Here is a 24,522-nt window from a genome sequence, read left to right on the forward strand (position 1 = left end):
TCTGGAGAAAATTCAAACGTTTTTCAAAGATTGTCTGAAATGATACAACAAAACCCCTGCGGCAACCGCTACATTCAGTGATTCGCTCTGCCCGTAAATAGGAATATAAACATTCCGGTCTGTTCTATCGAGCAATGCTTTGTCCACACCGCCGCCTTCATTGCCGACAACAAGAGCAAATGAATCCATGATGGACACTTCCCGGTAGTCGGAGGCGCCTTGCAGAGAAGTCCCAAACACCGGCACTTCCTTTTCTCTTAATTGTTCTATTGCCTCAAGAAGGGGCATTTGTATAATTGGCAAGTGAAAATGGCTGCCTTGAGCAGAGCGGAGCACTTTTGGATTGTACGGATCAGCACAGCCCGTCCCAAGGATTACTCCGTCCAGCCCCGCAGCATCTGCTGTTCGGATCATTGTACCCATATTGCCTGGGTCTTGGACTGTATCCACCAATAAATATGTACGGCCACCCAGTATATCCGGCAGCTCCTGCTTGCGGCAGATAGCAAACACTCCTTGTCCTGCTTCTGTATCCGATAAAGTTTTTGCTATTTCCGGTGTCACCATCGTCATGTCCAAATCATCCACATTCCAGTGGGGCGGCAGAATAGCTTCTTCTGAAACCATCAGTTCAATGATCTGTTCCTTATAATTTAACGCCGTTTCCACCAGGTGAAAACCTTCGATAAGATACTGTCCTGTTTTTTCCCGTTCTTTCTTTGTCAGCAGCTTTTTCCATTGTTTCACTTGCGGATTCTTCATGGATTGGATAAACTTCACGCCACTCACTCCTTTTCCTATTCGCCGCTTCATTATAGCTTAAATTTCCCGCATAATGAATCGCAAGAGCGGTGAAAATAAAAAAGATCACCGTGAAAAGGAGCGATCTAGATGAATTTCAACTTGCGCAACGCTGTATTGTCCAACGTGTCAGGAAGTTCACAAGAACAGCTGGAACACACAATCGTCGACGCTATTCAGCGTAATGAAGAGAAAATGCTTCCTGGTCTTGGCGTCTTGTTTGAAGTATTTTGGAAAAATGCCGATGAGCAGGAAAAGCAGCACATGCTGCAAACTTTGGAAGCAGGACTGAAGTAAACACCAGGAGTGATCCAAAGCTGCTTTGGATCACTCTTTTATCTTTACTTTGTATATAGAGGATGTGAGCAAGCAATGGACTTTGTCTATGCCCAAGATATGTTAACACCCGTTCAATGGCTTTTGCGGGCTGTGGTCGGTTTTTTCTTTCTGCTTTTTGCCGTTAAACTGATCGGACGGCACTCTATTTCTCAATTGCGTTTGCTTGATTTTACCATGGCCCTTATACTCGGTAACATTATTTCCAACCCCTTATCCGATAAACGCTTGGAATTGCAAGGCCCTATCATTGCGATCGGCGTGTTAGTCACGCTCTATACGATTGGCACCTTCCTCGCTTTAAAATTACCTGCGCTCAAACACTGGTTTGAGCCCGCCCCCTTGAGCCTGATCGAAAACGGGCAAATTCTCGATAAAAATTTAACTCAAGCCAAGATATCCATCGACTTTTTGTTATCGCAGCTCAGAAAAGAGAAAATTACCGATATACAAACCGTGGCACTGGCTTTATGGGAGCCGGATGGCAATATCTCTGTATTTTTAGATCCAAAGCATCAGCCGGTTACTTTATCGGATTTGCAACTGCCGCCCCCTCTCTTTTCGTTTCCGTATGCCGTGATCAAAGACGGAAAAATTGATGGCGCCCAGCTAAAAAAACTCGGAAAAGATGAGCGCTGGCTCAAAGACAGACTTCAGGTGAACAACCGTACGGCTATCGAAGAGGTTTTATTGGCGACAATTGACGAAGACGAACAATTGAAAATTTGGCTGTATAGATAATCCGGCTCTAACGGTTTAGACAAGCGAAAAAACAGAATAAACTTTTGTCCATTTTCCTTTAAATTAAGTAAGCCACCCACGCCATTTTGTCCATTCTTCATATTCTATTAAGGACAACATGTCAAATAAATAACAAAGGGGGGAAAATGAATGGGTTGTGGAGAACATTTTCATACAGGCCACTGCGTGTGTGATATTTTAGCAGAAATTGCAGAATATCAACAAGACACTGCGTCAGATGACTGTGTAAGCAGCTGTTCTGAATCTATACGTGAACTCGTAGGCGGAACAACTCCATCAAACTTCAATACAGTGCCACTTCAATTAATTTGCAGCTCAGCCAATCCAACTTCAGAAAATGCCGGTCCTGAACGCGGCGGACTATGCGGAAACGTATTTGTCGCTCAAGGCTTCCGGAGAAATACTTCTGCTGGGGCTGCACCTGGAGACCTTCAAGCGATTACAACTACTTTCTTTAGAGTTTCATCAGTTGATACAGAGAATTGCTGTGCTGTATTAGAATTGTTATGTGCAGAAGATATTACGTTTGGACCAGCCGCTAATGATTTGATCGTGCCGCCTGGGCAAGGTGATGACTGTCTGCGAACTATCACTGGACCTACGTTTAGCCGTACAAGAGTTTGTATCACTGTCGATTTGAATTGCTTCTGTGGAGTTTCATGTTTACCAGCTGTATTTGCGCCAAGCATCTAACAATTGTCTCGAACGGTGAAAGCCCTTCAGCTAAAAGAAAAATACACCCGGATCGCGGATCTGGGTGTATTTTTCTTTTTATCTACTTACTTTTGCGATTAACGCCTTGCTTGTAAACATACATATTAAGAAGAAAATTTTTAAAACTAAAGCTGAAGGAGAGGATCAGTTTGCGGATGATAAACCAGCTGCAGCAAATTCACTTCCTGCAGCAGGCGATTGAACAGCCTAGGTTGGTGCAAAAACTATTCCTTGCTGCTCCGCCTAAAGACAGAGTTCCATTGCTGTTCTATTTAATGGATGGAACCCCATTCAAGGCTTATGGAGACATTGGGAAAACAGCAAAAGGCGCTTGCTTTACGACCTCGTTCTTCAGCATTGAAGATATCTCTAAAGACCTGCGGGTGACTCTGCAGCTGCTGAAGCCCTATGATATACACAAGATGTTGGCGGCTGACATCGAGAGCACAAGCTTTCTGGAGAAATCTTCCTCACGTGTAGAAGTGCACGCTGGGCTTTTTGACGGCATGCAGATTTTAGATCCTCGTCTCATTAACTGAGATTATAAGCTGATCACCTTCATATCCGTAATCTCGCTAAGGGCAATCTTACGGCCTTTGAACGTATGTGTACTCATTAAGATTAATGCATTTGCTTCTGGATCAAATTGATGAATAAACCCAACATAATATTGTTTTGTTGTATTCACTTCAATAATCACCCGTTTTAACTGAATAGGAAGGGAGGTTAAGAACTCTAGCTTTTCCACTGGGCTTTTTTCTTTGAAGGGTGTCAATCGCACGTCCTGCTTCACTTCCGGGTAATCCTGCTGGAAGGCGGGCTCAGTTTCTCTCCCCCCCTCTTTCTTTGGACCTGCCTGCGCCGATTCATCAGGAAGGTCGACTGTTGAAATGAAAGGGTTCTGTTCAACCTCTCTGCTTTTCATCTTAGTAACCTGGCGCTTTAAAATGTTTACAACTGCAAGTAATTGGTCAGTTACTTCGGATGAACGGGACCCCTCTTTTTCATGTATAGCCGTGTCAACTCCGGAATTTTTTTCTTTTGTAAAAAGGTCTGCAGGAGCTTCTTCCGCCTTTGCCGGACTGATGTCCTCCTGTAAAGATGCAACTGCCTCTATCACATCTTCTTCCTCAGCTAACAAATCGCTTTTCTTCTCGTCTTCAGCTAGATTTTTTGCTGTCCCTTCTGGCGGATAACTTGGTTCATCAATCTTTTCATTCACTTGTTCCTCGCTGATTAATTCATTTTTCGCGGACGGCTTTTCTTCTGTCAGCTTATGTTTTTCTTCCCAAACCAGCTCGCCTGTTTCTTGTCCCCGATAATATGTCTGCATCGGCTTATGAGCCTCTGCAGCGGACGGTTGGCCTGTATATATCAACGGGCCTCCAGACGGCTCCCTTCGCTTGCTCCTTAGCCTTTTTTTCACCTTTTCTCCCTCCTCTTTTGTGTATAAGATACATATGCCTGCTGTTGTGAAGCTTGTGCCGGAAAAGTCTATTTAAAAAAGCTGCCCGACATGCAGGCAGCCCATTCCCTCAGCATTACCGCCCCCATCCCCCCTGGTAATACGGGTATGGCTGCGGATAATGTGGATAGTGATGATAATAAGGGTAATGATGATGGTAATAAGGATATTGCGAATAAGGAGAATAAGGCATTGGCGGTCTTGGTCCCGGCGTTGGGTATGGATACGGGTAAGACTGTTGATATTGCGGATACATTTGCATTGGATAAGGCTGCTGTCTGCCATCCTCTAAATCAACATTGCTAAATTCCTCTTGCGCAAAAAACGGTTCCTCTTCAAAGTTATAATTTTGGAAATGCAAAGTAATAGCCCCCTTTGATTTTGCTTGCCCTTTACTGTATGTGATCAACTTGAATTGTGTGTCCGTCCTAGAAAAAACAAAATGGGCGGCATAATTTTGTTGATAAAGCAAGAATATGAGCAAGCTGCCGATGATTTTTTCCGAAAGGTTCACAGTGACTTTGATACACAGGTACGTCCAGAAAAACAGGAGATGGCGTCATGTCACGAAACTAGAATCGCCTCCATATACTACGTCATATGAAGTATATTAAGGAGGATCTTAATCTATGAGTATGCCCAGCATTCCCCCTGCCCCCCATCGGCCGAATAAAAAAGAAGTAGCGATTGATCTATTAGAATCCATCGCTCTGGAGGAAATTGCCCTTTCTCATTTAATGAATGCAGAAGCTGAAAAAATCCAAGCGTTTGTCGGCGAATGTCTTGACTTTCCCACAAACCCTTCAAATAAGGAGATCGTCAAATTTAACAAAGCGGTTAATCAGCTGTTAGAAACGATTGTTATGAAAGAATGGCTGCTGTTAAAAAAGCTGGAAAATGTCATTGAGCTTCAAGATCATCCCAGCGGACATTGCCACGAACATCCTCCCAAAAAATGCAAAGACCATTGCAACTGTTCACCATGCCATTCTTGCCACTTGCCGATATGCAGCTGCTGCTGCCCGGACAGGAACAAACACGACTGCTAGCGGGGTGACCTTTATGAACCGCCCGAATATAGAGGAAAATATGCTCACATCTTTAAAGTCTTCCTTCACATTTGAATCATCATTACTGCATTATTTGGAACGCCTATCTTTATTGTTAAAAGGCAGGATGAAAATAGGCCATGACGAATCAGTAGGACGAACTATTTTCTCTACACTAAAGCATGTAAATGAGTTACAAAGGCTGATGTATTTAAGGCTGGTTATTTATGCTGACTACTTTTCGGAATCAGAGATGTATGCTGTCTTCTGCGAGCATGAACAGTTTGATGATCTCAACACAAATACTTTTCTTGATACCCTTCATCTGTTATATAGCTTTTCACATGCTTGTTTTTTAAAACAATGGAAAAGAGAGGAAATCCGAGATGAACTGGCTCACGGATTTCATCTTTACAAAAAGCGGATGGAGCTAATGGAAGCTTTTCGCGCCCATCAAAACAAACCCGAAACTGTTTGGCTTGCTGACTCTACCTAATTCTTGATTATCCAAGCACCTCTTTTGATGTGCAGGTGTCATACTAGACATCTGCACATTTTTTAAGCTATGACAAGCTGTGGGGCAAACGCACTTGCTCCTCCTTTCTTATTGAATACTCTATAGTAACCCTAAAATAAGAAAGGAGATGAAATGAATGGGTTACCCAAATATTCCTGATATTACCCCAGAAATTACGATTGATCGAGTTGAGGTGATCAACTTATTATTGGCCTCCATTGGCTTGGAGGAACTGAGCTTGGCTCATTTAGTGAACGCCGAAGCAGAAAAGCTGCAAGCAGCCTTAGGAACGCTGATTCTCCCAGGTGATACAGCAGCAGATCCTCTAGCTACAACTCTTGAAGACTTGTTAATGGTAAACCGTGATGTAACGAAAATGTTGAAATTTGCCATGCACAAAGAATTTATCTTGTTGGCCAAGCTAGAGGATGTGATTGACTTTGCCGAGGAGTTTACACCCCCAACGCCGCCTGTAGCCTGTACCTGTTCCGTCGCTCTTCCTGATACCGCTATTGCTGCCACTCTCGGACTGCCGATTGGCGGCGTTACAGTAGACGTGCCAGGAACGTTAGTATTGGGCTTTACTCTTTGCGATTGTGATACAGGGGCAAGCACTTTAGCTGCAATCTTCCTGCCGACAACTCCAGGAGGTCCTATCCCGGCATTGATCACCGCTTCTTTAGTTCCAGGATCTGTTGCAGTAGCTAACTGTGATGGAACTACAGCGACTGTTACTCTGCAAATTACGGCTCCGCCGTTCTTCCCTGCTCCGCTTGAAGTCACTTTAATTGCCAATGAAACAGCCGGTACCGTGACGATCATTATCCCTGAATTAGGCGTAGAAGAAACAGTAGCTAATCTCCCTGTAACTGTGACTGAATGCGGCGCTTAAATCTTAATGGTGAATAGAAATTGCGAGATCAACAGGATGCCAGGCAAAATAATAGAAAGAAATCAAAAGGGGCATTCAGCTGGAGACTTAAATGTCTCCAGCTAGCTATACACAGGTTGATCAAATCGTTTTTTGAAGGCTTTCGCACAAGCCGTCTGACTCAAGCCGCATAGTATACAGTGTATTTATAAAAGAAAGGAGATGAAATCAATGGGATACCCAAATATTCCCGATATCAATCCTACTATTGATATCGATCGCGAAGAAGTCATTAATCTATTATTAGCTTCTATTGGTCTTGAAGAGTTGGGCTTGGCTCATTTAGTGAATGCTGAGGCAGAGAAGCTGCAGAGGGCTTTAGGAACGCTTGCTTTGCCGGGATCTACTACACCAATTGGTGACCCCTTAGCTACGACCCTTGAAGATTTGCTTCGTGTAAACCGGGACGTGACAAAAATGCTCAAGTTTGCGATGCATAAAGAGTTTATTTTGCTCGCAAAGCTTCAGGATGTCATTGAATTTGCCCAAGAATTTACACCGCCGACTCCACCGCCCCCTCCTTTGGCAGAATGTCTATGTGCGATAACAGGAGAAAGAGGCCGAGGCCCGGGGATAAGTCCAGAAGCAGTGATTACCATTAACGGCCAACCAGGTCCTGCCGCAACAAATGTAACTTACACGATTGAACTATGCGGCCAGTCATGCAATGTTAATGTTAACAATATTAACTTTAGCTTTGACCTTGCGAATCCAACTCCTCCTCCTAATGAAATCACGGTGAACTTTACACAAGGGCGCGCCGAACGAATTGTTGCGTGTGATCCGGAAGCCAATACAGCGACGATCGTTGGAACGATCCGCCGAGGCGGAAGTATCTATAACTTCACACTAATCATTTCAAACAATGGCAGCACTCTTACCTTTACGGCAACCAATCAGCAAGCACCTTTTGACGTATTTAGTGCTGTAATCACGCCTGGGCCAGGTGACGTAAATCCTTTAGTAACTATCGACCCTTGTAACGGATAAAGCTGAAATAACTGCTTCACTGGCTGTCGAAACCATTTCGATGGCCTTTTCTGCTGAAGCCGCCAGCTTGACCTCTCCATAAAATAAAAACATCCCGCTTAGCTGTGCGGGATGCTGCTATATAGAAAGCTGTTAAAAAGAACCTTTTGATTAGCCGCTCAACGTCCGATTTACTTTTTCCCGTTTTCTTCATCATAAGCAATCAGCACTATGTTTTCGCCACGTTGCTGGCGCAATTCCTTCTCAAGTGACTGCACTTTTTGAAGATCTTGTTCATCCAGGTCGGCAACCGGAAAACGCTCGTATACGCTCATAGTCAGGGGCTCCTTTCATGTAACTGCCCTTTATTGTGCACGGTCCGGCAGAGAACTATACGCCTTCCGCTGCTTATTTGGTTTTGGCATAAAGGACAGCTAAATGGCTCCCTTCTCACTGATTAGCGGACGGCCTCAAACAACACAGCTGTGCCAACTCCGCCGCCGCTTCCCAAGGCGGCTAATACATAGCGAACTCCCGGCCTTCTTTGTGTCTCATAAAACAGCCTTGTAACCAGGATTGCCCCTGAAGCCGCGTACGGATGCCCGAGTGCGAGCGCCCCTCCGCGTACATTTAATTTATCGCCGGGAATGCAAAGCTCCCGGGCACAAGCAGCTATTTTCACGGCAAAGGCTTCATTGATTTCTATCAGGTCTACCTCATCGATTGAAAGCTGGCGGCGAGCCAGCAGTCTGCTGACCGCTGGAACCGGAGCAATAGCAGGATGATGCGGATGAACAGCAGCAGCCTCACTATCAACAAAACGAAGGATCGGTTCAAATTGATGGACCTGTGCGGTTCTCTCCTCCATAATAAGTACAGCACTGGCTCCATCATGGATGCCGCAGCTATTTACCGCCGTAACCGTCCCTTCCTCTGTTTGAAAGACTGCTTTCGCTCTTTTAGCAAGTCTCTCAATATCCCGCTTCTTATGAAATTCTTCATCTGTCTCCAAGGAGCCGACAGGCACAATCTCCTGTTCATATAGGCCTTGTTCAAAGGCGGCCCAGCTTCGTTCATAGCTGACTCTTGTCCATTCATCCTGTTGTTCTCTCGAAACTGCATAATCTCGGGCTACATATTCGGCCGCAACCCCCATATCCGGATCCCCAATGCTGTCAGGAGCGAAACGGGCGCGGGCCGGATACGGGGAGGTGCTTGTACTTTCTGTTCCACCGGCTAAATAGACCTTCCCGGCACCACCCTTGATCAAACAGCAGGCCAGCCGGATCGCTTCAAGTCCTGCACTGCATTGGCGGTCAATGGTTAATCCAGGAACATGAAGCGGCAAGCCCGCCTCTAAAGCAGCCAGTCGGGCTATATTCCCTCCCGGACCGACGATATTTCCTAAAATCACGTCATCGATTTCAGATGCTACTCGTTCTCCAAGATGACGGAGTACAGGAGCAGCAAGCTCATGAGGGGGCCGTTTGTTAAATATCCCATTCTTCTTTCCAACCGGCGTCCGCTTGGCTTGAACAATTACTGCATTATACATGGGAATCTTCCTTTTTTTCGAGCTCTTCCCTTAATTGGGCTCTTGCAATCTTTCCCCCGGCTGTCATCGGCAGCTCCTCTTGAAAAAACCATTTACGCGGAACTTTATAAGAAGCTACTCTCTCTCTGCACAACTGCCTCAACTCCTGCTTCGCAGCGCTCCCTTTAATAACGGCAGCAATGACTTCTCCCCAATAAGGGTCTTTCATCCCTATCACCACAGCTGCTTCAACTTTAGGGTGCAGCGACAGGACAGCTTCCACTTCCTCCGGAAAAACATTGATGCCCCCATATAAAATCATATTTTTCTCCCGTCCTTTGATGTAAAGAAACCCCTCATTATCTAAATAACCAATGTCATCGACGGTGCTCCAGCCCTGGCCGTCCTGCAAAGGCTGGATTCCTCTGGCTGTTAGATAGCCGGTACACACTAATTCGCTTTTGACATATATTTTCCCGCTCTCATACGGAGCCGCGACTTCCCCATTTTCCCTTCGAACTTGAATGGCAACACCTGAACAAGGCCTGCCAACTGAATCAGGCTTTTCCCCATTTTCATTGTTGGACAAAAACGTGACAAAGCTTAGCTCCCCCGCCCCGTAGAACTCGAACATTTTCAAGCGCGGGAACTGCATGCGTATTCGTCTTTTTGAATCTTTTTCCCATTTAGCGCCGGAGGAAATAACGGTGAACGGTTTCTCCACGATTGTGTTCGTTCTTAAAAGGGCTTCAATCATTGTTGGAACAAGATAAACAACTGTCACCGTCTCCTTCTTCATTACATGCAGAACAGCGGCAGGAGAAAATTTCTCCAATAAATGTACAGTGCCACCCAAAAATAATGTACTGACTGCCCCGTAAAGAAAATGAGAGTGAATCAGCGCTCCAGGCACAAGCACATATTCATGTTCATTCAGGGAAAAATCATGCCTGCTGCAGGCAAAGCTGGCTAGCCAAGACTGCTGGGAACGGATAAATGCCTTTGGTTCCCCGGTAGACCCGGATGTAAATCCCATATAAAACGGCAAATCCTCCTGCGCCTCTTCCACCGGATCAGCTGGAAGGAGCTGCATTTCTTCTGAGGCTTTCTCCCACGAGAAAACATCTGTCTTCGAGAGGAAATGGCGATCAGCCAGATTGTCTGCCATCACAATAATAGCTGGAGAACAAATGCGAAGGCGTTTATCCAATTCATCGCGGCTCCACTTCGGATGCAATGGAACGGCAGTCCAGCCCGCGGCAGCTGCCCCGGTAAACAACTGCAAAAAAGGCAGGCCATTTTCCATAAAAATGCCTACTGTCTTATTTTGTTTTCTTTTAGAATGAAACCAGCCGGCCGTCTGCAAAACGAGCCGGTGCCACTGGCGCCATGTCACTTCCCGATCCGCTGTTTTGACTGCCAGCTGTTCAGGACGGCGGGCAGCGTGCTCGGCATATATAGAAGTCATCGAAGCCATGATCATTCTCCCTTTCTTAATCAGAAAGCCCCTGCTTCCAAGAGTTATCCTGCTTTCGCAAACTGCCTGGCGATCACCGCCGACTTCCTCAACTTAAACACTAGGTAGGAAGCGACTGCAGCTTTAAGCAAATCTCCTGGAATATAAACGAGGCTGATTTTGACCGTATGAATAAGCGGCAAGTCCATCACCAGCGCTTGGACCGGCACACCGAACAAATAAAGAGTAAATACCCCGGCAGTTAAATTAACGAGCAATATTTTTTTGAATGTTACGACTTGAAAACGTGAAAGCAAAAAGCCCAGCAAAGCAGCAACAATTGGATAACTAAACAAATAACCGGCGCTTGGACCAACAAATACGCCGATGCCTCCCCGTCCGCCGGATAAAAGCGGCAGTCCCGCAGCTACAAGCAATAAGAACGTTACCTGGCTCATAAAACCAAGCCGGGCCCCCAGCACTCCTCCTGCAAGAATCACTCCCAATGTTTGCAGCACGATCGGCACCGGAGTAAATGACAGCATAATCGGCGGCACCAGCCCTAATACAGCCATAACAGCCGCAAAGAGGGCCACGTACGTAATATCTTTTGCTTTCATTTCCATTCCTCCCCATTCTACTTATGTAATCATCAGAAAACACTGTCAGTTTATTAGATAAATAGTTATTTTGTCAACTATACTTTAAACAGGTTGACATTTCAATCCGGCTAGACTATCTAGTCAAAAGCAAAAAAGCTTCGTTATACGAAGCTTTTTTAATGTAAATAAACTAAAATTGTGTTAACCTTAGATACTCCTAAGAAGAACGTGTGATAGAGCATATCAGGGGCAATGAATGGATACTGTCCACTAATAAGGAAAGAGAGTGAAAAGAAAGCAGGTTGATAAAATGGCACAAAAAAGTGCACGACAATTCCCCCTCTTTATTTTGATGGCCAATATGTTTATTGTGATGACAGGGATCGGTCTTGTCATTCCGATCATGCCAACGATTATTCAAGACTTTGGTGCCGGCGGAAAAACCTTTGGCCTATTAATAGCTACATTTGCTTTTGCACAATTTATCGTCTCTCCGATTGCCGGGGACCTGTCCGACCGGCTCGGGCGCAAAAAAGCGATTGTATTTGGATTGATCCTTTTTTCTTTCTCCCAATTTTTATTCGCTTTTTCCCAGCAGCTCGGCCTGCTTTACCTATCGCGCGTGTTCGGAGGCATCGGAGCCGCTTTTATGATCCCTTCCATGATGGCGTTTGTCGCCGATATTACCACTGTGGATACCCGCGCCAAAGGGATGGGCTGGCTTGGCGCCTCCATGTCGTTCGGTTTTGTTGTCGGCCCGGGAATCGGCGGCTTTCTTTCAGCGCTTGGCTTGCGTGCGCCTTTTTTTATTGCCGGAGCTGCCGCAGCTTTGGCGGCCGCTTTATCCATTCTGTTTTTGAAAGAACCGGCACGTACCGGCGCACCGACCCAATCAAAAAAGCGCGAGCCATTGTTTAAACAGCTCGCCCTTTCGGCCAAAAAACCGTACTTTATTCTTTTAGTGATGATGTTCACGCTTTCATTTGGCCTTGCTAATTATCAGTCAACCATCAGCTTATACACGAATATAAAGTTTGGGTTTAGTCCATCTGATATTTCCATGCTGATGGTGGTCGGCGGCCTAATCGGCGTTATCGTGCAAGCCTTTGTGCTAGACTGGGCATTGCGGACCTTCGGAGAAATACGGGTCATGAATACGATGCTAATTGTCGCGGCAGCAGCGATGGTTGCCCTGCTTTTTGCCAAAGGGTTTGCTTCAGTCCTTATTGTATCGGCTTTTTTCTTTACAGCTGCTTCCTTGCTGCGTCCCACCATCAACACAACCGTGTCGAAAATGGCTGGAAGTGAACAAGGGTTTGCCGCCGGGATGAACAATGCCTATATGAGCATTGGCAACATGGTCGGTCCGGCACTGGCAGGTGCTTTATTTGATATGAATATGGCCCTTCCTTATATCTTCGGAACCATTATTATTTTGATTACGCTGCTGATCTGTATCAAATGGTCACGGAGCCTGAAGAAAAAACGCAGCTCCTCTTCTGCCTCCCGCTCTACCATCAGATAAAAAACACGAGGCCATTCCAAAGTGTCTGACACTTATGGAGTGGCCTCGCTTTGATTTTCTCCAGCCATCGCAAATCGGATAAAAAAGGTGGTGCCTTGCTCGCTTGTTTTCAAGTCAATCACAGCATGATGCCTTTCAGCCACGCTATAGCAAATAGCAAGCCCGAGACCTGTTCCGGTATCTTTCGTAGTAAAAAATGGTGTGCCGATAGTTTCAAGAAATTCCGGTTTAATTCCATCCCCTTCATCCTTTACTTCCAGCACGACCGCACCTTTTTCTGTGTATGTTTTTAATGTCAGCTTGCCGCCCGAACTCATCGCTTCAAGGCCGTTCAGTGATAAATTTAAAATGAGCTGGCTAATTTCTTTTTCATCTAAATACAGCTCTGGACATTCATCCAGCTGCAAGGAAACGAACTTGTCGTTCATCAGCGCCTCCGCTTGTATTAACGGGTACAGCCCTTCAATGACCGGGTTAAGATACTGCCTTTTTTTGTCACTTACTTTATTTTTTGCCAGGTTAAGAAATTCTGTGATAATGGAATTGGCCCTATCCAGCTCGCCGAGCATTAAATCGACATATTTAATCATCAGATGCTCCGGATCGCTTTTCGACAGCTCCAAAAATCCTCTAACAGTCGTCATCGGATTTCTAATTTCATGAGCGATGCCGGCTGCCATTTCTCCGACTAAATACAAACGATCAAGCCGGGCAACCTCGCTCTCAAGCCTTACCCGTTCAGTGATATCCGTAATGGCGCTCAAGATGCATTTTTCTCCTTGAATATCAAGGATTTCTGTCGATAATAACCCGTGCCTGATAACACCTGATTTCGTTTCATATTGAATTTCTGCATTACGAACGCATTCTTCTTCCAAATGGTCACTGCCGGCAAGCTTTAAAACGGGAGCCGTCTGGTTCACTACCTCTTCATATGTATAGCCCGTATGATTCAGCCAGCTCGCATTAACATCAATATACTTCCCTTCCTTCAACGTTCGAAGCTCAATTAAACATGGGCTGGACTGAAAAATTTTGTAGAAGTGCTCTCTTGATAGCCGGAGAGCTTCCGCCATTTTTTTGCGCTCTTCAATTTCTTTTCTCAGCTTTTCATTCGCATGAGACAGCTCCTGCGTTCTTTCTTCGACTAGCTTTTCGAGAAGATCATATTGCCGCTTCCGCTCGTTTTCCATCTTTTTGCGCTCTTCAATATTGCGGATGGAACAAACAAAAAGATAGTCCTCCTCCACTTGAGCCTCACCAATCTGAATTTCAACCGGTATCTCCCGCCCATCTTTATTTCTTACAATGGCTTCAAATAATTGGCCGGTCATTTCTTTGACATAATCCATCAATGATGGCGAGAAGCCCGGCATAAGATGAAACATCGGCTTTCCAAGAAGATCATCTTCTGAGTAGCCGAACATGCGTGTCATTGCAGGGTTTACCGATAAAATGCAGCCTTGTTCATCAAATGTAACAATCGTATCGAGCAGCGTCTCGCCAATGACTCTCGCTAATTCTTCATTCTTTCGCAGATGGAACCTGGTACGCTTTAGCTTTTCATTCACTTCTTTCAATTCATGTTGACGCCGCAATTCGCTTTGCTGCTTCATTTTATTATGGTTTTGATAAATCTTTACGAATTGCTGGACTTTGAGCTTCAATGTTTCCGGATGAAACGGCTTAAATATATAGTCGACTGCACCGAGGTTGTATCCTTGAAGGACATTTTCCATCGTTTGATTGATGGCTGTGATGAAAATAATAGGGATGTGCTTGGACCGCTCTCTGGACTTAATCAGATTTGCAGTCTCAAATCCATTTAACCCCGGCATTTGCACATCAAGTAAAATCACCGCGAAGTCCTGTTTCAACACATGCTTTAACGCTTCTTCACCAGAGCCTGCACATACAAGGTGATAGTCTGGAGAAGCAAGCACAGCTTTCAAGGCCAATAAATTCTCCGGGTGGTCATCGACCATTAAAATGTTGACTTTTTGGTGGGGGATTTCCTCTTCACTTTCCTGCTCTGCTGTATGGCTGTTTGCCGGCATCACGTCAGTAAATAAAGAGCTACTGGATCTTTCTATATAGTCTTTCAAACGGATCCACTTCCTCATAAAAATTTGTAATGCTCATAAATTTAATTCCCTCTTTGCTGCCAATTCCCAGAATACCTGATTGGACTAAACTTTCATGAAAAAGATGATGAACGCGATTTTGAAGCAGCTTGTTAAAATAAATCATGACATTACGGCAAATGATCACATGAAATTCATTAAAGGAGCGGTCAACGGCCAAATTATGCTTGGAAAAAACAATATTTCGAGCTAAAAAAGAATGAAAAGCCGCCTTTTTCTGCCTAGCGGTATAATACTCGGAAAACGCCCTTGCTCCTCCCGCTGCCAAATAGTTTTTTGTATATAACTGCATTTTCCGCAAAGGAAACTCACCGTTTTGAGCATACCCCAACACATTAGTATTCATATCTGTTGCATAAATGGTCGTTCTCTCATACAACCCTTCTTCATGAAGAAGGATTGCCATCGAGTACACTTCTTCACCCGTTGAACAGCCTGCATGCCATATTTTTATCGATGGACAGTTTCTTAAAAATGGAACCACTTTTGTGCGAAAAGCCAAAAAAAAGCTTGGATCCCGGAACATCTCCGTGACATTGATAGAAAAGTCTTCAAATAACCTGTCCATAATCGCAGGGCAACGCAAAACCAGCTCCTGCAGCCCGGAAATAGTTTTGACCTGTTCCGCCTGCATTCTGTTCCAAATTCTCCGTTTGATAAACGGAAGTGCATAATTTCTGAAGTCAACTCCGTAGTAGCGATAAATTCCCTCAAGCAGTAAAGTTAATTCTACTGTCTCCAGTTCTTTATGCGGCAGGCATTGATTCTGTTCATCCTGTCCTAGCGCTTTACTCACCTGCATCCCCCCGCCTATTTGTATAGCCATACTTGAATAATGGAAAATAATTGTTCTAGATTAATCGGCTTGCTTATATAATCCGAGGCGCCTGCATCAATGCATTGCTTGCGATCTTCTTTCATGGCCTTAGCTGTCAGAGCAATAATTGGCAAGTTCTCAAATCCAGCCATTTGGCGGATAGCTTGAATGGCCTCCAAGCCGTTCATTTCCGGAATCATAATATCCATGAAAACTAAATCGGCCTTCGGATTTTCTTTCAGCAATTCAATGCCTTCTCTGCCATTCTCCGCAAATTTCACTTCCGCTCCATAATTTTCAAGTGCCGCTGTCAATGCAAAAATATTGCGCATATCATCATCGACAATGAATATTTTCTTACTTTTGAGCATGGTGCTCCTTTCCATCATTTCTTCTTTCTCTTCATAGGATAACGATGGAAAAGCAAGATCATCAGCAGGCGCTTCATTTGTGCCTTCACTCTTTCCGGCTGCTGCCTCCAGCGGATAGCTAAGATACTCTGCTTGTTCCGCTTTATGGCAATCGGGCAAGTACAGAATGAAGGTGCTGCCATCATCCACGATGCTTTCCACCTCAATAAAGCCTCCCAATAGATGAGCCATTTCCTTGCTGATGGAAAGCCCTAATCCGGTTCCCCCGTATTTCCGGCTGATCGTCCCATCCGCTTGCCGAAAGGCCTCAAAGATAAAGGTCAAATTTTCTTCTGATATGCCAATTCCTGTATCCTTCACCGCAAAAGACACTTCCATACCAGAGTGTTTGTCGTCCGCTTTTTGAATAAGCAGAGACACAGCCCCATGCTCGGTAAATTTAAACGCATTGGACAGCAAATTTTTCAAAATTTGCTGGAGCCGCTGCTTATCTGTCCGGATAACTTCCGGCAGACCGGCCGCCACTTCAATATTAAATTGAACTTTTTTCTTTCGGGCCACAGGAAGAAATTGCGCCTCGGCAAAATCTTTGATATCGCTTACTTTTACATCTTCAAAAACTACTTCCATTTTTCCGGCTTCCACTTTTGCAATATCTAAAATATCGTTAATCATGTTCAGCAAATCCTTGCCGGAAGAAAAAATTGTCGTTGCATACTCTATTTGTTCGGGAGTAAGATTGTTTTCAGCATTATCGGCCAGCATCTGGGCCAAAATCAGCAGGCTATTAAGAGGAGTGCGCAATTCATGAGACATATTGGCAAGAAACTCGGACTTGTATTGAGAGCTAATGGTTAGTTGCTGCGCTTTTTCTTCAAGCGCCTGTCTGATCTGCTCCAGCTCTCTTGTCTTTTGTTCAGACTGTTCATATTGCTCTTCCAGCTGCTCATTTACTGTTCTCAGTTCTTCCTGCTGCAGTTGAAGTTCTTCAGACTGCGTTTGCAGCTCCTCGTTTACCGCTTGAAATTCCTCAAGCAGCTTCTCCACCTTCATATGATTTAATGTCCGGTTAATGTTCATCCCGGCATTTCCAACAACTTCTTGAAGAAATAATTGCTGAAGCCGGTCAAACGGCTGAAACGAGGCCAGCTCAATCACAGCCAGCACTTTTCCCTGAAACTCAGCCGGCATAACCAGCACATGGGCGGGCGGTGCCGAGCCAAGCCCTGACTGGATTTTGATATAGTCGGCAGGTACCGGGTCCATAGATACGATCCGATTTTCCATGGCACACTGGCCAACGATGCCCTCGCCTAATTTAAAGCTCTGACCTTCTGAAGAGGATTGAGCATCCGCATAACCGGCGACCTTTCTCAGCCTTTCCTCGGTGCCTTCTTGTTCTCTTATATAAAAAACTCCATAATCAGCGCCTGAAATCGCTGCTACCTTATTGATAAACCACTGAGCCAATGCATCTAAATGGTCCATTCCTGGATACATATGAACAACTTCCGCAATTTTCGTGCTTAACCAGCTTCGTTCCTCGGCTTCATGCTTTAATTGTTTTTCTTGCAAGGCATGCTCTTCCAAGGATTGTGCCATGGCATTAAATGCGAGAGCAATCTCCCCCATTTCATCTTTGGTTGTTACTTCTATGCGGGGAAGATAATCAGGATGATCGAAAGCCACCTCGGTCATGACAGAGGTTACCTTTTTAAGACTTCCTGTTATACTGCGCACAATCCAGGTCATAACAATCAAAACGATGAGAAACACTGCCACTATATAGGCAAAAATAATATGGATGGTCTGCTTAGATGTTTTAGCGGATTTTTTCAGCTCCTGATCGATCGTCTTCTTTTGAATAGCCTGAAGCTTTTTGGAAATTTCCGTCATTTCCTCTCTGACTTCCCGGCTGTCGTACCAGAACATCTTAATAAGCTTTTTGTCTTCCCCCATCTTGGCCAATGCATCTGTTTTTTTCTCAAGCGCGCTATACTCTTTTCCCAGGCGCTTCAATTCCTGAATCAATTGCTGGGATTGCCTCCGGTTGTCCAATTTTTCAAGAGAAGCGATCGCTGCCCGGACATTGACCAGCGCCTCTTCCCTATTCTTCTCTAACTCTCCTATTAATTCTTCTGGCGGGTTGGACAAAAGTCCTCTTGATTCCCGGCTGAATATATTCAGTTCATCTTGAATTGTGTTGGCCAGATTCATCATCTGGTGATTTTTCATGGCAACGCCTGTATTTTGGCCGAGCTGATTCATCATTGCCGTGAGAATGAAATACGAAAGGACGAATAGCCCAAAAAGAAAAGCAAATCCGATATAAAGCTTGGTTCTAAGTTTCATTGTTTTTCCTTTCTTCATCAGTCCATTATTATGAACATGCACAGTAATAAAGAAAAAGCCGGTTGATCTTGGAAAATGATTCAATAGTAGATAACATCTATATCATAAATCCATCGGTCACAATTTTCAAACAGATTTTTCCAAAAATGAGTAATTGCCTATTTACAAGCTTTCCATTGAACAGGAACAAAACAATATTAAACAGGGTGGCAAGCAAGGAGTGTGTCCCTTTTCATTCTAATCACCTAAGTCTAATTTCTTATGAACAATAGACTGCGGTTAAATGCAGCAAACAATTGATTAACACGTTCTTTTATATTGACTCCCATTTCCTCTTCCATATGGATCGTCAGCTGACGGACGATCCTATTAGCTTCTATTTCTCTGTCTTTCTTCAACAAAGCTTTAATATAAGCAAAGTAAACCTCTTCCTGATAAGGATCTTTACTGATTAGCTTGTCAAAGTAGGCAAAGCATTTTTCATATTCTCCTGCTTGTTCATAGTAGAAGGCCAATAGGCGGCATACCTTCAGAAACAAAGTGCGAATACGGTCTTTATCCGATTCTAAAGCAGGCTCATACGGATACTCTTCCAAGTAGTCTCCCTTATATAATGCTTCCGCTGCCAGCAACTTCTGTATCTTTTCCGGCGAGTCCCCTTCTCCGCCAGCGATCACTAATCGTTCAAACCTCTCTATATCCAAATCAATCTCTGCCGAATGAAAAATATAATGCTGATCCGTACGGCGAATGAAACGGGAACGAGCCCCTGATTGTAAATCCGGCTCAAGTGCTTTTCTCAGTGTCGATATGGCTACATGGAATTGATTTTGTGCAGCTTCTACCGCTCCCTCAGGAAACAAGAAGTCTAGGAGAATATCCTTTTCTATTTTTTTATTGCGGTGGGTAATGAAAAACTGCAGCAATCGCAGGCTGGCCTTTCTCTTTATGACTACCGGCTCTCCTTTGCGGGAAACTTGAAACGCGCCAAGTGCTTGAATGTGGAGCAGGGCCTTGCCTTCCCCTTTAGCCGTGTCGTTCTCTACTGACCCTAAGCTGCTTGCTTCCCAATAAAAATGGTGCTCCTTGCAAACTTGAACAAACTCCTCGAGCTTTTTCTTTTCTTGCAGCTGATCCTGCTTTCTGCGGTAGAGCTCAATCTGGGATTTAATCACTTTGCAGCGGTAATAAGCAAACAATTGAAAGGCGCTGTACGCTTTTGCCAAGCAGGATTCAGCCTTTTGCCATTGTCTTTTTTCCATGTAGCTGATTCCCAGCTCACTGTAAGACCAGCCCATATCAAAATCAATATTGTACTCTTCAGCCACAGCAGCCGCTCTCTCCCCCCATTGAATCGATCGATCAATCTGGCCTTTCAGACGAAACAAGCGGCCCATCGTCGTATAAATAAAAAACAAGGATGAGCAGTCGTGCTGTCTGGCAATGGTCAAAGCCTGCTGAATATGAACCTCTGCTTCACCCAGCTGTTGGTTATCCAGGCAAATGGTTGCCAATGTATCAAGCGCATGCAGCTGTGTGTGCTTCTGTCCATACTTTTCAGAAATAAAAAGAGAATTCTTCACATGTTGAACTGCTTCTTCATGCCGCCCAAAATACCTTTCAATTTCAGCCAGCAAATTGAAATTCAAAGCGGTCATTGACATATCCTGAAAGCGCTGAGCCCCCCTTAAGGAGTCCAAAAACAATTGCTTTGCCTTTTCCAGTTCCCCATTCATTAGAGAAATGGTTGCCAGCCTGTGCTGCAGGCTGCATAGCCATAGCTTGCTGTTTTTCTCTTTTAAAAGAGAAATATTCTTTTCGAATTCAGAAGTGAGCTGCTTGATAATTGAACGGGGCACACATCGAATAAGAAAGAGTGTATTATTCGCAAAGTTCTCTTCCAGTGTCATTTCCTCCAGCCAGCCGTCCAGAAATACCATCGATTCAATTGGATTATAGCGGTGACTGATCATCTCCATCAGCCGGACAGCTGCTGGATAATCTTTGCCAACCACCGCATAAACAAAGGCATAGAGAAATTGATATCTCGCTTCGTAAATGGACGATAGTTTCAATTGCTGCTCCTGAAGTAAATGCACAGACACCCGTTCTTTATATTTTTGGTAAAGAAACTGGCGGAATAGCCGATGGTACCGGAGCATACCCCCGCTATCGCTTGTTATGAACAGCTGCTCACGCTGCAGCCGCTCCAAAACAAGCGTGGCATCCTCCCTCCCTAATAACTGGTCAATCACCTCTGGATCGAGTTCAGGCAGCAAGCTCGTCTGGCACAGAAATTCTCTTATTTCCTCCGGCTGGGCCTCAAACACTTCTGAAGACAAATAGTCATAAATATCCTGCACGTGGGGGAAATCCGTCCAAAAACGGGTTCGTTCTTCCACCGTCATCTTGTCAATGATTCCTAATATCAACTGACAGCTCGCTACCCATCCCTCTGTTTTTTTGTAAATCAAATCTAATTCATGTGCCTCAAGCTTCAGCTGATGCAGCGAATGGAAAAATTCTTTTATCTCGGAAAAGGTAAAAGCGATATCAGCTGTAGTGAACTCTCGATATTTTCCTTCTGTTTTCAGACGGGAAACAGAAAGATGAGGCCGAACGCGGCTAATAATGATAAAAGTCACAAAGGGAGAGCTATAATCCAATAGCTGCTTCATAATATTTTGAATTTCCGGGCTTTGATTGACCAGCTGATAATCATCTAAAACAATATAGAGACGCTCTTTTTGGACAGCCAATAATGAGAGAAGTTCTTCGAGCTCCTCTTCTGCATCTTCAGGTGAAGCCATGGAAGATAGACGTTTGTTAGCGGCTTTTTCCATAATGCCCGCCTTTAAATAACTAATGAATACATGACTGTAACGGTCCGATCCTGTCAGGTTATACCAGACAGCCGGGTGTTGTTGTTTATGAATATAACTAGCCACAAATGTTGTTTTTCCGTAGCCTCCATCACCGATAACTGAAATAAGCGACAGCTGCTTCTGGGTATCGAGCTCGGAAAATAAGCGTCGGCGCTGAATGGCCGGAGCACATGCAGGCATTCTTAACTTCGTCTCTATCCTCTTCATTCGAATACCTCCCCTTTGAAGGCTTATTTATAACCGCTCTTATTTTTATGATTGTAAGAAAAATACGCTGATTTGTAAGAATACAGTAAGTGATCTGTTTTAATATTCAGTTTATAGTAAATTTTTTCAATTTACAATCTACTTTACAGGAGGTAACTAAGATGACAACTCAAACGGCCAAAAACAAGGCGATGACCGAAAGATTAGTTGAATGGGACAAAAAACATTATTTTCATCCGACTACTCCGCTCAAAGAGCAGCAGGCCAAGGGCCCCGCACACATTTTTACACACGGGAAAGGCATTCACGTCACAGATGTTTATGGGAAAGAATTTCTCGACGGAGTGTCTTCCTTATGGAATGTGAACGTTGGGTATGGACGCCAAGAACTTGCTGATGCCGCCCGCGAACAAATGATGACACTCGCTTACGGTTCCTCATTTTTCAATAATTCTCATGACGTTGTCATCCGTTTATCTCAAAAGCTCGCAAGCATGGCTCCGGGAGACTTGAATGTCAGCTTTTTCACATCAGGCGGTTCGGAATCAAATGAAAGCGCCATCAAAATTGTCCGGCATTATTGGAAGATGAAAGGCCAGCCGGAACGAAAGAAAATCATTGCCTTAGAAAGAAGCTACCACGGCGTGACGATGGGAGCAACAAGCGCTACGGGTGTACCTGAATTTAAAAATATGATCACTGCCATTGCTCCTGACTTTCTGCACGCCCTTCCCCACCAGACTGAATGTGAGCTTGGCGACAGCTCTGCTCCAGGGTATGAACGCAGTATTAGAGGCATCATTGAAAAAGAGGGACCAGAGACCATTGCCGGCGTGATTCTTGAACCTGTCCAGGGAGTGGGCGGCATTCAAATTCCTCCTGAAGGTTATTTGCAGGCGGTGCGTCAGCTGTGCGATGAATACGGCATTTTGATGATGACAGACGAAGTCATTACCGGCTTCGGAAGAACCGGGAAAATGTTCGGTGTCGAACACTGGGAGGTTGTGCCTGATTTAATGTCTGTCGCTAAAGGAATCACAAGCGGCTATATTCAATTAGGAGCTGTCATGATGACGGATCGCTTAAGAGATGAGCTTGCCGATCTGTCCGACAATGTATTTTTCCATGGCTTCACCTATAGCGGCCATCCGACTGCTTGTGCCGTTGCGTTGAAAAATATCGAGATTATTGAGAATGAGAGACTGGTTGACAATGCCAAGCAAATGGAGCAAGAACTTTGGAAAGGATTGAACTACCTGCAAGATACCCATAAAATCGCCGCGAAGCCGAGAGCGATCGGCTTGATGGGAGGCATTGAACTTCTCGCTGATCCGGATAACGGGACAACGTTTGAACCGTCTACATTTGCTGCTCCAGCTGTCGTGGAGGAATGTGCAAAACGCAACCTTATTCTTCGCCCGCTCATTTTCGGCGGCTTAAATGTGATAGCTATTGCGCCGCCGCTGATTGTTGATAAACAAGATATCGAGACAATCATTGCCACACTATCTGACTCTATCCAGGCCTTTGAGCAACGAGTCATGTAAATGAATACGGCTTAGGCGCGCCAGCTTGCAGATGATTTATTTTTAGCCGGTTGCCTGGCTGCGGCCAGCATACGAGCTTGCTGGCCGGTATTTTTTAGAGGGGAGTGCATGGAATGAATGAAGTGAACTCTTCAGCCGCTGAAGCAGCTGTTCTTCAGCCTGAAGCATCTGTCCAGTCTTTGAAAAAGGTGTTAAAAACGCGGGATCTTGTCATTTTTGGAATGGTATTTATGGCGCCTGTTTCGGCACAAACACTCTTTGGGGAGCTGACACAACTGTCAAATGGACATGCAGTGCTCTCTTATCTTGTCGGTCTCATCGCTATGATTTTCACCGCTTTTTGCTACGGAAAAATGGCCGGGGCTTTTCCCGCAGCAGGATCTACTTACAGCTACACCTCTCAAGCCATCCATCCGCGGCTGGGCTTTTTAGCTGGATGGGCCATTTTACTTGATTACTTGCTGATTCCGATGCTTCTGTATAAAATAAGCGCTATTTTTCTCATGGAACTCATTCCATCGGCTCCTTTGTGGATCTTGTTATTGTTATTTGTTGTTCCCGTTACATTAAGCAACTATCTTGGAGCGCAGGTTACCTCACGGGTCAACCTCTATATGATGCTGTTAATGTTTTTCAGTCTCGTATTATTTATCGTCTTCGCCGCCAAAAGCCTGGTTTCCGCTGGCGGAATGACCAGCCTCTTTTCCCTGCAAGGCATATACAACCCGGATACGTTCTCGATGAATGCACTTATTACCGGAGCCTCGATCGCTGTCCTCTCTTATTTAGGGTTCGATGCGGTTACTACGATGGCTGAGGACTCCAAAGTGACAGGGAGGATGGTTGGCCGCGCGGCTATTTTTTCTTTGTTAATCAGCTCTTTCTTCTATATATGCCAAGTGTATTTCGCTACACTTATCATGCCAGATTTCACATCATTTGCTTCCCAAGAAACGGCTTTCTTCGAAATTGCTGCAGCCGTAGGCGGAAGCGGTCTTGCCGCGGTCTGCACACTGATTATTGCTGTTTCAGGAATATCAACGGCACTGGCCGGACAAGCTTCTTCCTCCCGAATCTTATTCAGCATGGGAAAAGATCGAATGCTGCCACAGTTCTTTGCCCGCCTGCACCCGAAGTATAGAACGCCCGCTAACAGCATTGTTGCTTTAGCCATCGCCGGCTATATAGGAGCCGTTGTGATCCCTCTGCCGGTTTTATTTCAGCTTATTGTTATTGGTGCGCTCTTTGGGTTTATTTGTGTAAATCTGTCTGTTATGACGGAATTCTACTTTCGGCGGAGAGAACGGCAGGGATGGCTGTTCGTTACAAATCTGCTATTCCCGCTGCTCGGACTTTTTGTATGCGGTTACATTCTTCTTGGCATTAGTCCGATCGGCAAACTAGTTGGGCTGATTTGGCTGTCTTTAGGGCTTTGCTTGCTAACGTATACGGTAAAGATAGCCAAAAGGGAGGTTTCTGCATTTCATCATTTGTAAAGTACAATAAAAGCTGCCTCTAGGAGAAGAGGCAGCTTCAGA

At 44.8% G+C, this 24,522-nt stretch carries 22 protein-coding genes; 11 read left to right on the forward strand and 11 right to left on the reverse strand.

Annotated features, from left to right (window positions below; translation table 11 throughout):
- Positions 1 to 12: 12 nt before the first annotated feature.
- Positions 13 to 780 carry a TrmH family RNA methyltransferase gene (locus BBA02S_RS02840; protein ID WP_041097632.1) on the reverse strand — a complete coding sequence of 256 codons (768 nt, stop codon included), beginning with the start codon at positions 778 to 780 and terminating at the stop codon, positions 13 to 15.
- A 111-nt stretch (positions 781 to 891) separates the two neighbouring features.
- On the opposite strand from BBA02S_RS02840, the gene sspI reads away from it, so the two are divergent.
- The 4 genes from sspI to BBA02S_RS02860 all read left to right on the forward strand — a co-directional run bounded on the left by sspI (position 892) and on the right by BBA02S_RS02860 (position 3,152).
- Positions 892 to 1,098, forward strand: a complete 207-nt coding sequence (sspI, locus tag BBA02S_RS02845) for a small acid-soluble spore protein SspI (protein ID WP_041097634.1) — start codon at positions 892 to 894, stop codon at positions 1,096 to 1,098.
- A 75-nt stretch (positions 1,099 to 1,173) separates the two neighbouring features.
- Positions 1,174 to 1,878: a DUF421 domain-containing protein gene (locus BBA02S_RS02850; RefSeq protein ID WP_041097636.1), complete on the forward strand. Its 705-nt coding sequence runs from the start codon at positions 1,174 to 1,176 to the stop codon at positions 1,876 to 1,878.
- A gap of 150 nt (positions 1,879 to 2,028) precedes the next feature.
- Positions 2,029 to 2,592: a CotY/CotZ family spore coat protein gene (locus BBA02S_RS02855; protein WP_041113941.1), complete on the forward strand. Its 564-nt coding sequence runs from the start codon at positions 2,029 to 2,031 to the stop codon at positions 2,590 to 2,592.
- A gap of 176 nt (positions 2,593 to 2,768) precedes the next feature.
- Entirely contained in the window at positions 2,769 to 3,152 is a 384-nt protein-coding gene (locus BBA02S_RS02860; RefSeq protein WP_231557199.1) for a CotY/CotZ family spore coat protein, read from the forward strand.
- A gap of 2 nt (positions 3,153 to 3,154) precedes the next feature.
- On the opposite strand, the gene BBA02S_RS02865 is transcribed toward BBA02S_RS02860, so the two are convergent.
- Positions 3,155 to 4,039 carry a CotO family spore coat protein gene (locus BBA02S_RS02865; protein ID WP_041097642.1) on the reverse strand — a complete coding sequence of 295 codons (885 nt, stop codon included), beginning with the start codon at positions 4,037 to 4,039 and terminating at the stop codon, positions 3,155 to 3,157.
- A gap of 115 nt (positions 4,040 to 4,154) precedes the next feature.
- Positions 4,155 to 4,439 (reverse strand): hypothetical protein, encoded by a 285-nt coding sequence (locus BBA02S_RS20135; protein WP_082028142.1) that lies wholly within the window; start codon positions 4,437 to 4,439, stop codon positions 4,155 to 4,157.
- Positions 4,440 to 4,707: 268 nt separating this feature from the next.
- Here BBA02S_RS20135 and BBA02S_RS02875 point away from each other — a divergent pair, with 268 nt between their 5' ends.
- The 4 genes from BBA02S_RS02875 to BBA02S_RS21145 all read left to right on the forward strand — a co-directional run bounded on the left by BBA02S_RS02875 (position 4,708) and on the right by BBA02S_RS21145 (position 7,565).
- Positions 4,708 to 5,127 (forward strand): alpha-helical endospore appendage domain-containing protein, encoded by a 420-nt coding sequence (locus tag BBA02S_RS02875; RefSeq protein ID WP_223661909.1) that lies wholly within the window; start codon positions 4,708 to 4,710, stop codon positions 5,125 to 5,127.
- 13 nt (positions 5,128 to 5,140) lie between these two features.
- The gene (locus tag BBA02S_RS02880) at positions 5,141 to 5,623 is read left to right on the forward strand and encodes a hypothetical protein (protein ID WP_041097646.1); all 483 of its coding nucleotides are present in this window, start codon (positions 5,141 to 5,143) and stop codon (positions 5,621 to 5,623) included.
- A gap of 157 nt (positions 5,624 to 5,780) precedes the next feature.
- Positions 5,781 to 6,536 (forward strand): alpha-helical endospore appendage domain-containing protein, encoded by a 756-nt coding sequence (locus BBA02S_RS21140; RefSeq protein ID WP_174521394.1) that lies wholly within the window; start codon positions 5,781 to 5,783, stop codon positions 6,534 to 6,536.
- Between the two features lie 210 nt (positions 6,537 to 6,746).
- Positions 6,747 to 7,565: an alpha-helical endospore appendage domain-containing protein gene (locus BBA02S_RS21145; protein WP_174521395.1), complete on the forward strand. Its 819-nt coding sequence runs from the start codon at positions 6,747 to 6,749 to the stop codon at positions 7,563 to 7,565.
- A gap of 170 nt (positions 7,566 to 7,735) precedes the next feature.
- Here the strand turns inward: BBA02S_RS21145 and BBA02S_RS20940 are convergent, their stop codons facing one another.
- The 4 genes from BBA02S_RS20940 to BBA02S_RS02905 form a co-directional block, all read right to left on the reverse strand.
- Positions 7,736 to 7,879 carry a hypothetical protein gene (locus BBA02S_RS20940; RefSeq protein ID WP_169713104.1) on the reverse strand — a complete coding sequence of 48 codons (144 nt, stop codon included), beginning with the start codon at positions 7,877 to 7,879 and terminating at the stop codon, positions 7,736 to 7,738.
- Positions 7,880 to 8,001: 122 nt separating this feature from the next.
- Complete coding sequence (locus BBA02S_RS02895) at positions 8,002 to 9,099, reverse strand: acetyl-CoA C-acyltransferase (protein ID WP_041113939.1); 1,098 nt, start codon at positions 9,097 to 9,099, stop codon at positions 8,002 to 8,004.
- Entirely contained in the window at positions 9,092 to 10,555 is a 1,464-nt protein-coding gene (locus tag BBA02S_RS02900; protein ID WP_041113938.1) for an AMP-binding protein, read from the reverse strand. Before BBA02S_RS02900 ends, BBA02S_RS02895 begins: the two co-directional genes overlap by 8 nt.
- A gap of 44 nt (positions 10,556 to 10,599) precedes the next feature.
- Positions 10,600 to 11,154 (reverse strand): biotin transporter BioY, encoded by a 555-nt coding sequence (locus tag BBA02S_RS02905; protein ID WP_041097652.1) that lies wholly within the window; start codon positions 11,152 to 11,154, stop codon positions 10,600 to 10,602.
- Positions 11,155 to 11,446: 292 nt separating this feature from the next.
- On the opposite strand from BBA02S_RS02905, the gene BBA02S_RS02910 reads away from it, so the two are divergent.
- The gene (locus BBA02S_RS02910) at positions 11,447 to 12,661 is read left to right on the forward strand and encodes an MFS transporter (RefSeq protein WP_041113980.1); all 1,215 of its coding nucleotides are present in this window, start codon (positions 11,447 to 11,449) and stop codon (positions 12,659 to 12,661) included.
- A gap of 32 nt (positions 12,662 to 12,693) precedes the next feature.
- On the opposite strand, the gene BBA02S_RS02915 is transcribed toward BBA02S_RS02910, so the two are convergent.
- The 4 genes from BBA02S_RS02915 to BBA02S_RS02930 all read right to left on the reverse strand — a co-directional run bounded on the left by BBA02S_RS02915 (position 12,694) and on the right by BBA02S_RS02930 (position 21,437).
- A complete protein-coding gene (locus tag BBA02S_RS02915; RefSeq protein WP_041098253.1) occupies positions 12,694 to 14,718 on the reverse strand; it encodes a PAS domain S-box protein in 2,025 nt (674 codons plus the stop codon).
- A gap of 19 nt (positions 14,719 to 14,737) precedes the next feature.
- Positions 14,738 to 15,607, reverse strand: coding sequence for a CheR family methyltransferase (locus BBA02S_RS02920; RefSeq protein WP_052477333.1), 870 nt, complete (start codon positions 15,605 to 15,607; stop codon positions 14,738 to 14,740).
- An 8-nt stretch (positions 15,608 to 15,615) separates the two neighbouring features.
- On the reverse strand, positions 15,616 to 18,345 hold the full coding sequence (locus BBA02S_RS02925) for a response regulator (protein ID WP_041113978.1): 2,730 nt from the start codon (positions 18,343 to 18,345) through the stop codon (positions 15,616 to 15,618).
- Positions 18,346 to 18,596: 251 nt separating this feature from the next.
- Positions 18,597 to 21,437 carry an AfsR/SARP family transcriptional regulator gene (locus tag BBA02S_RS02930; RefSeq protein WP_041097656.1) on the reverse strand — a complete coding sequence of 947 codons (2,841 nt, stop codon included), beginning with the start codon at positions 21,435 to 21,437 and terminating at the stop codon, positions 18,597 to 18,599.
- 161 nt (positions 21,438 to 21,598) lie between these two features.
- Between BBA02S_RS02930 and BBA02S_RS02935 the strand changes: the two genes are divergently transcribed.
- Both BBA02S_RS02935 and BBA02S_RS02940 read left to right on the forward strand, forming a co-directional pair.
- Positions 21,599 to 22,984 carry an aminotransferase family protein gene (locus BBA02S_RS02935; RefSeq protein WP_052477331.1) on the forward strand — a complete coding sequence of 462 codons (1,386 nt, stop codon included), beginning with the start codon at positions 21,599 to 21,601 and terminating at the stop codon, positions 22,982 to 22,984.
- Between the two features lie 113 nt (positions 22,985 to 23,097).
- Positions 23,098 to 24,480 (forward strand): APC family permease, encoded by a 1,383-nt coding sequence (locus BBA02S_RS02940; protein WP_052477330.1) that lies wholly within the window; start codon positions 23,098 to 23,100, stop codon positions 24,478 to 24,480.
- Positions 24,481 to 24,522: the final 42 nt, after the last annotated feature.

The organism is Bacillus badius NBRC 15713 (genome assembly GCF_001591605.1).
Lineage (GTDB): Bacteria > Bacillota > Bacilli > Bacillales > Domibacillaceae > Pseudobacillus > Pseudobacillus badius.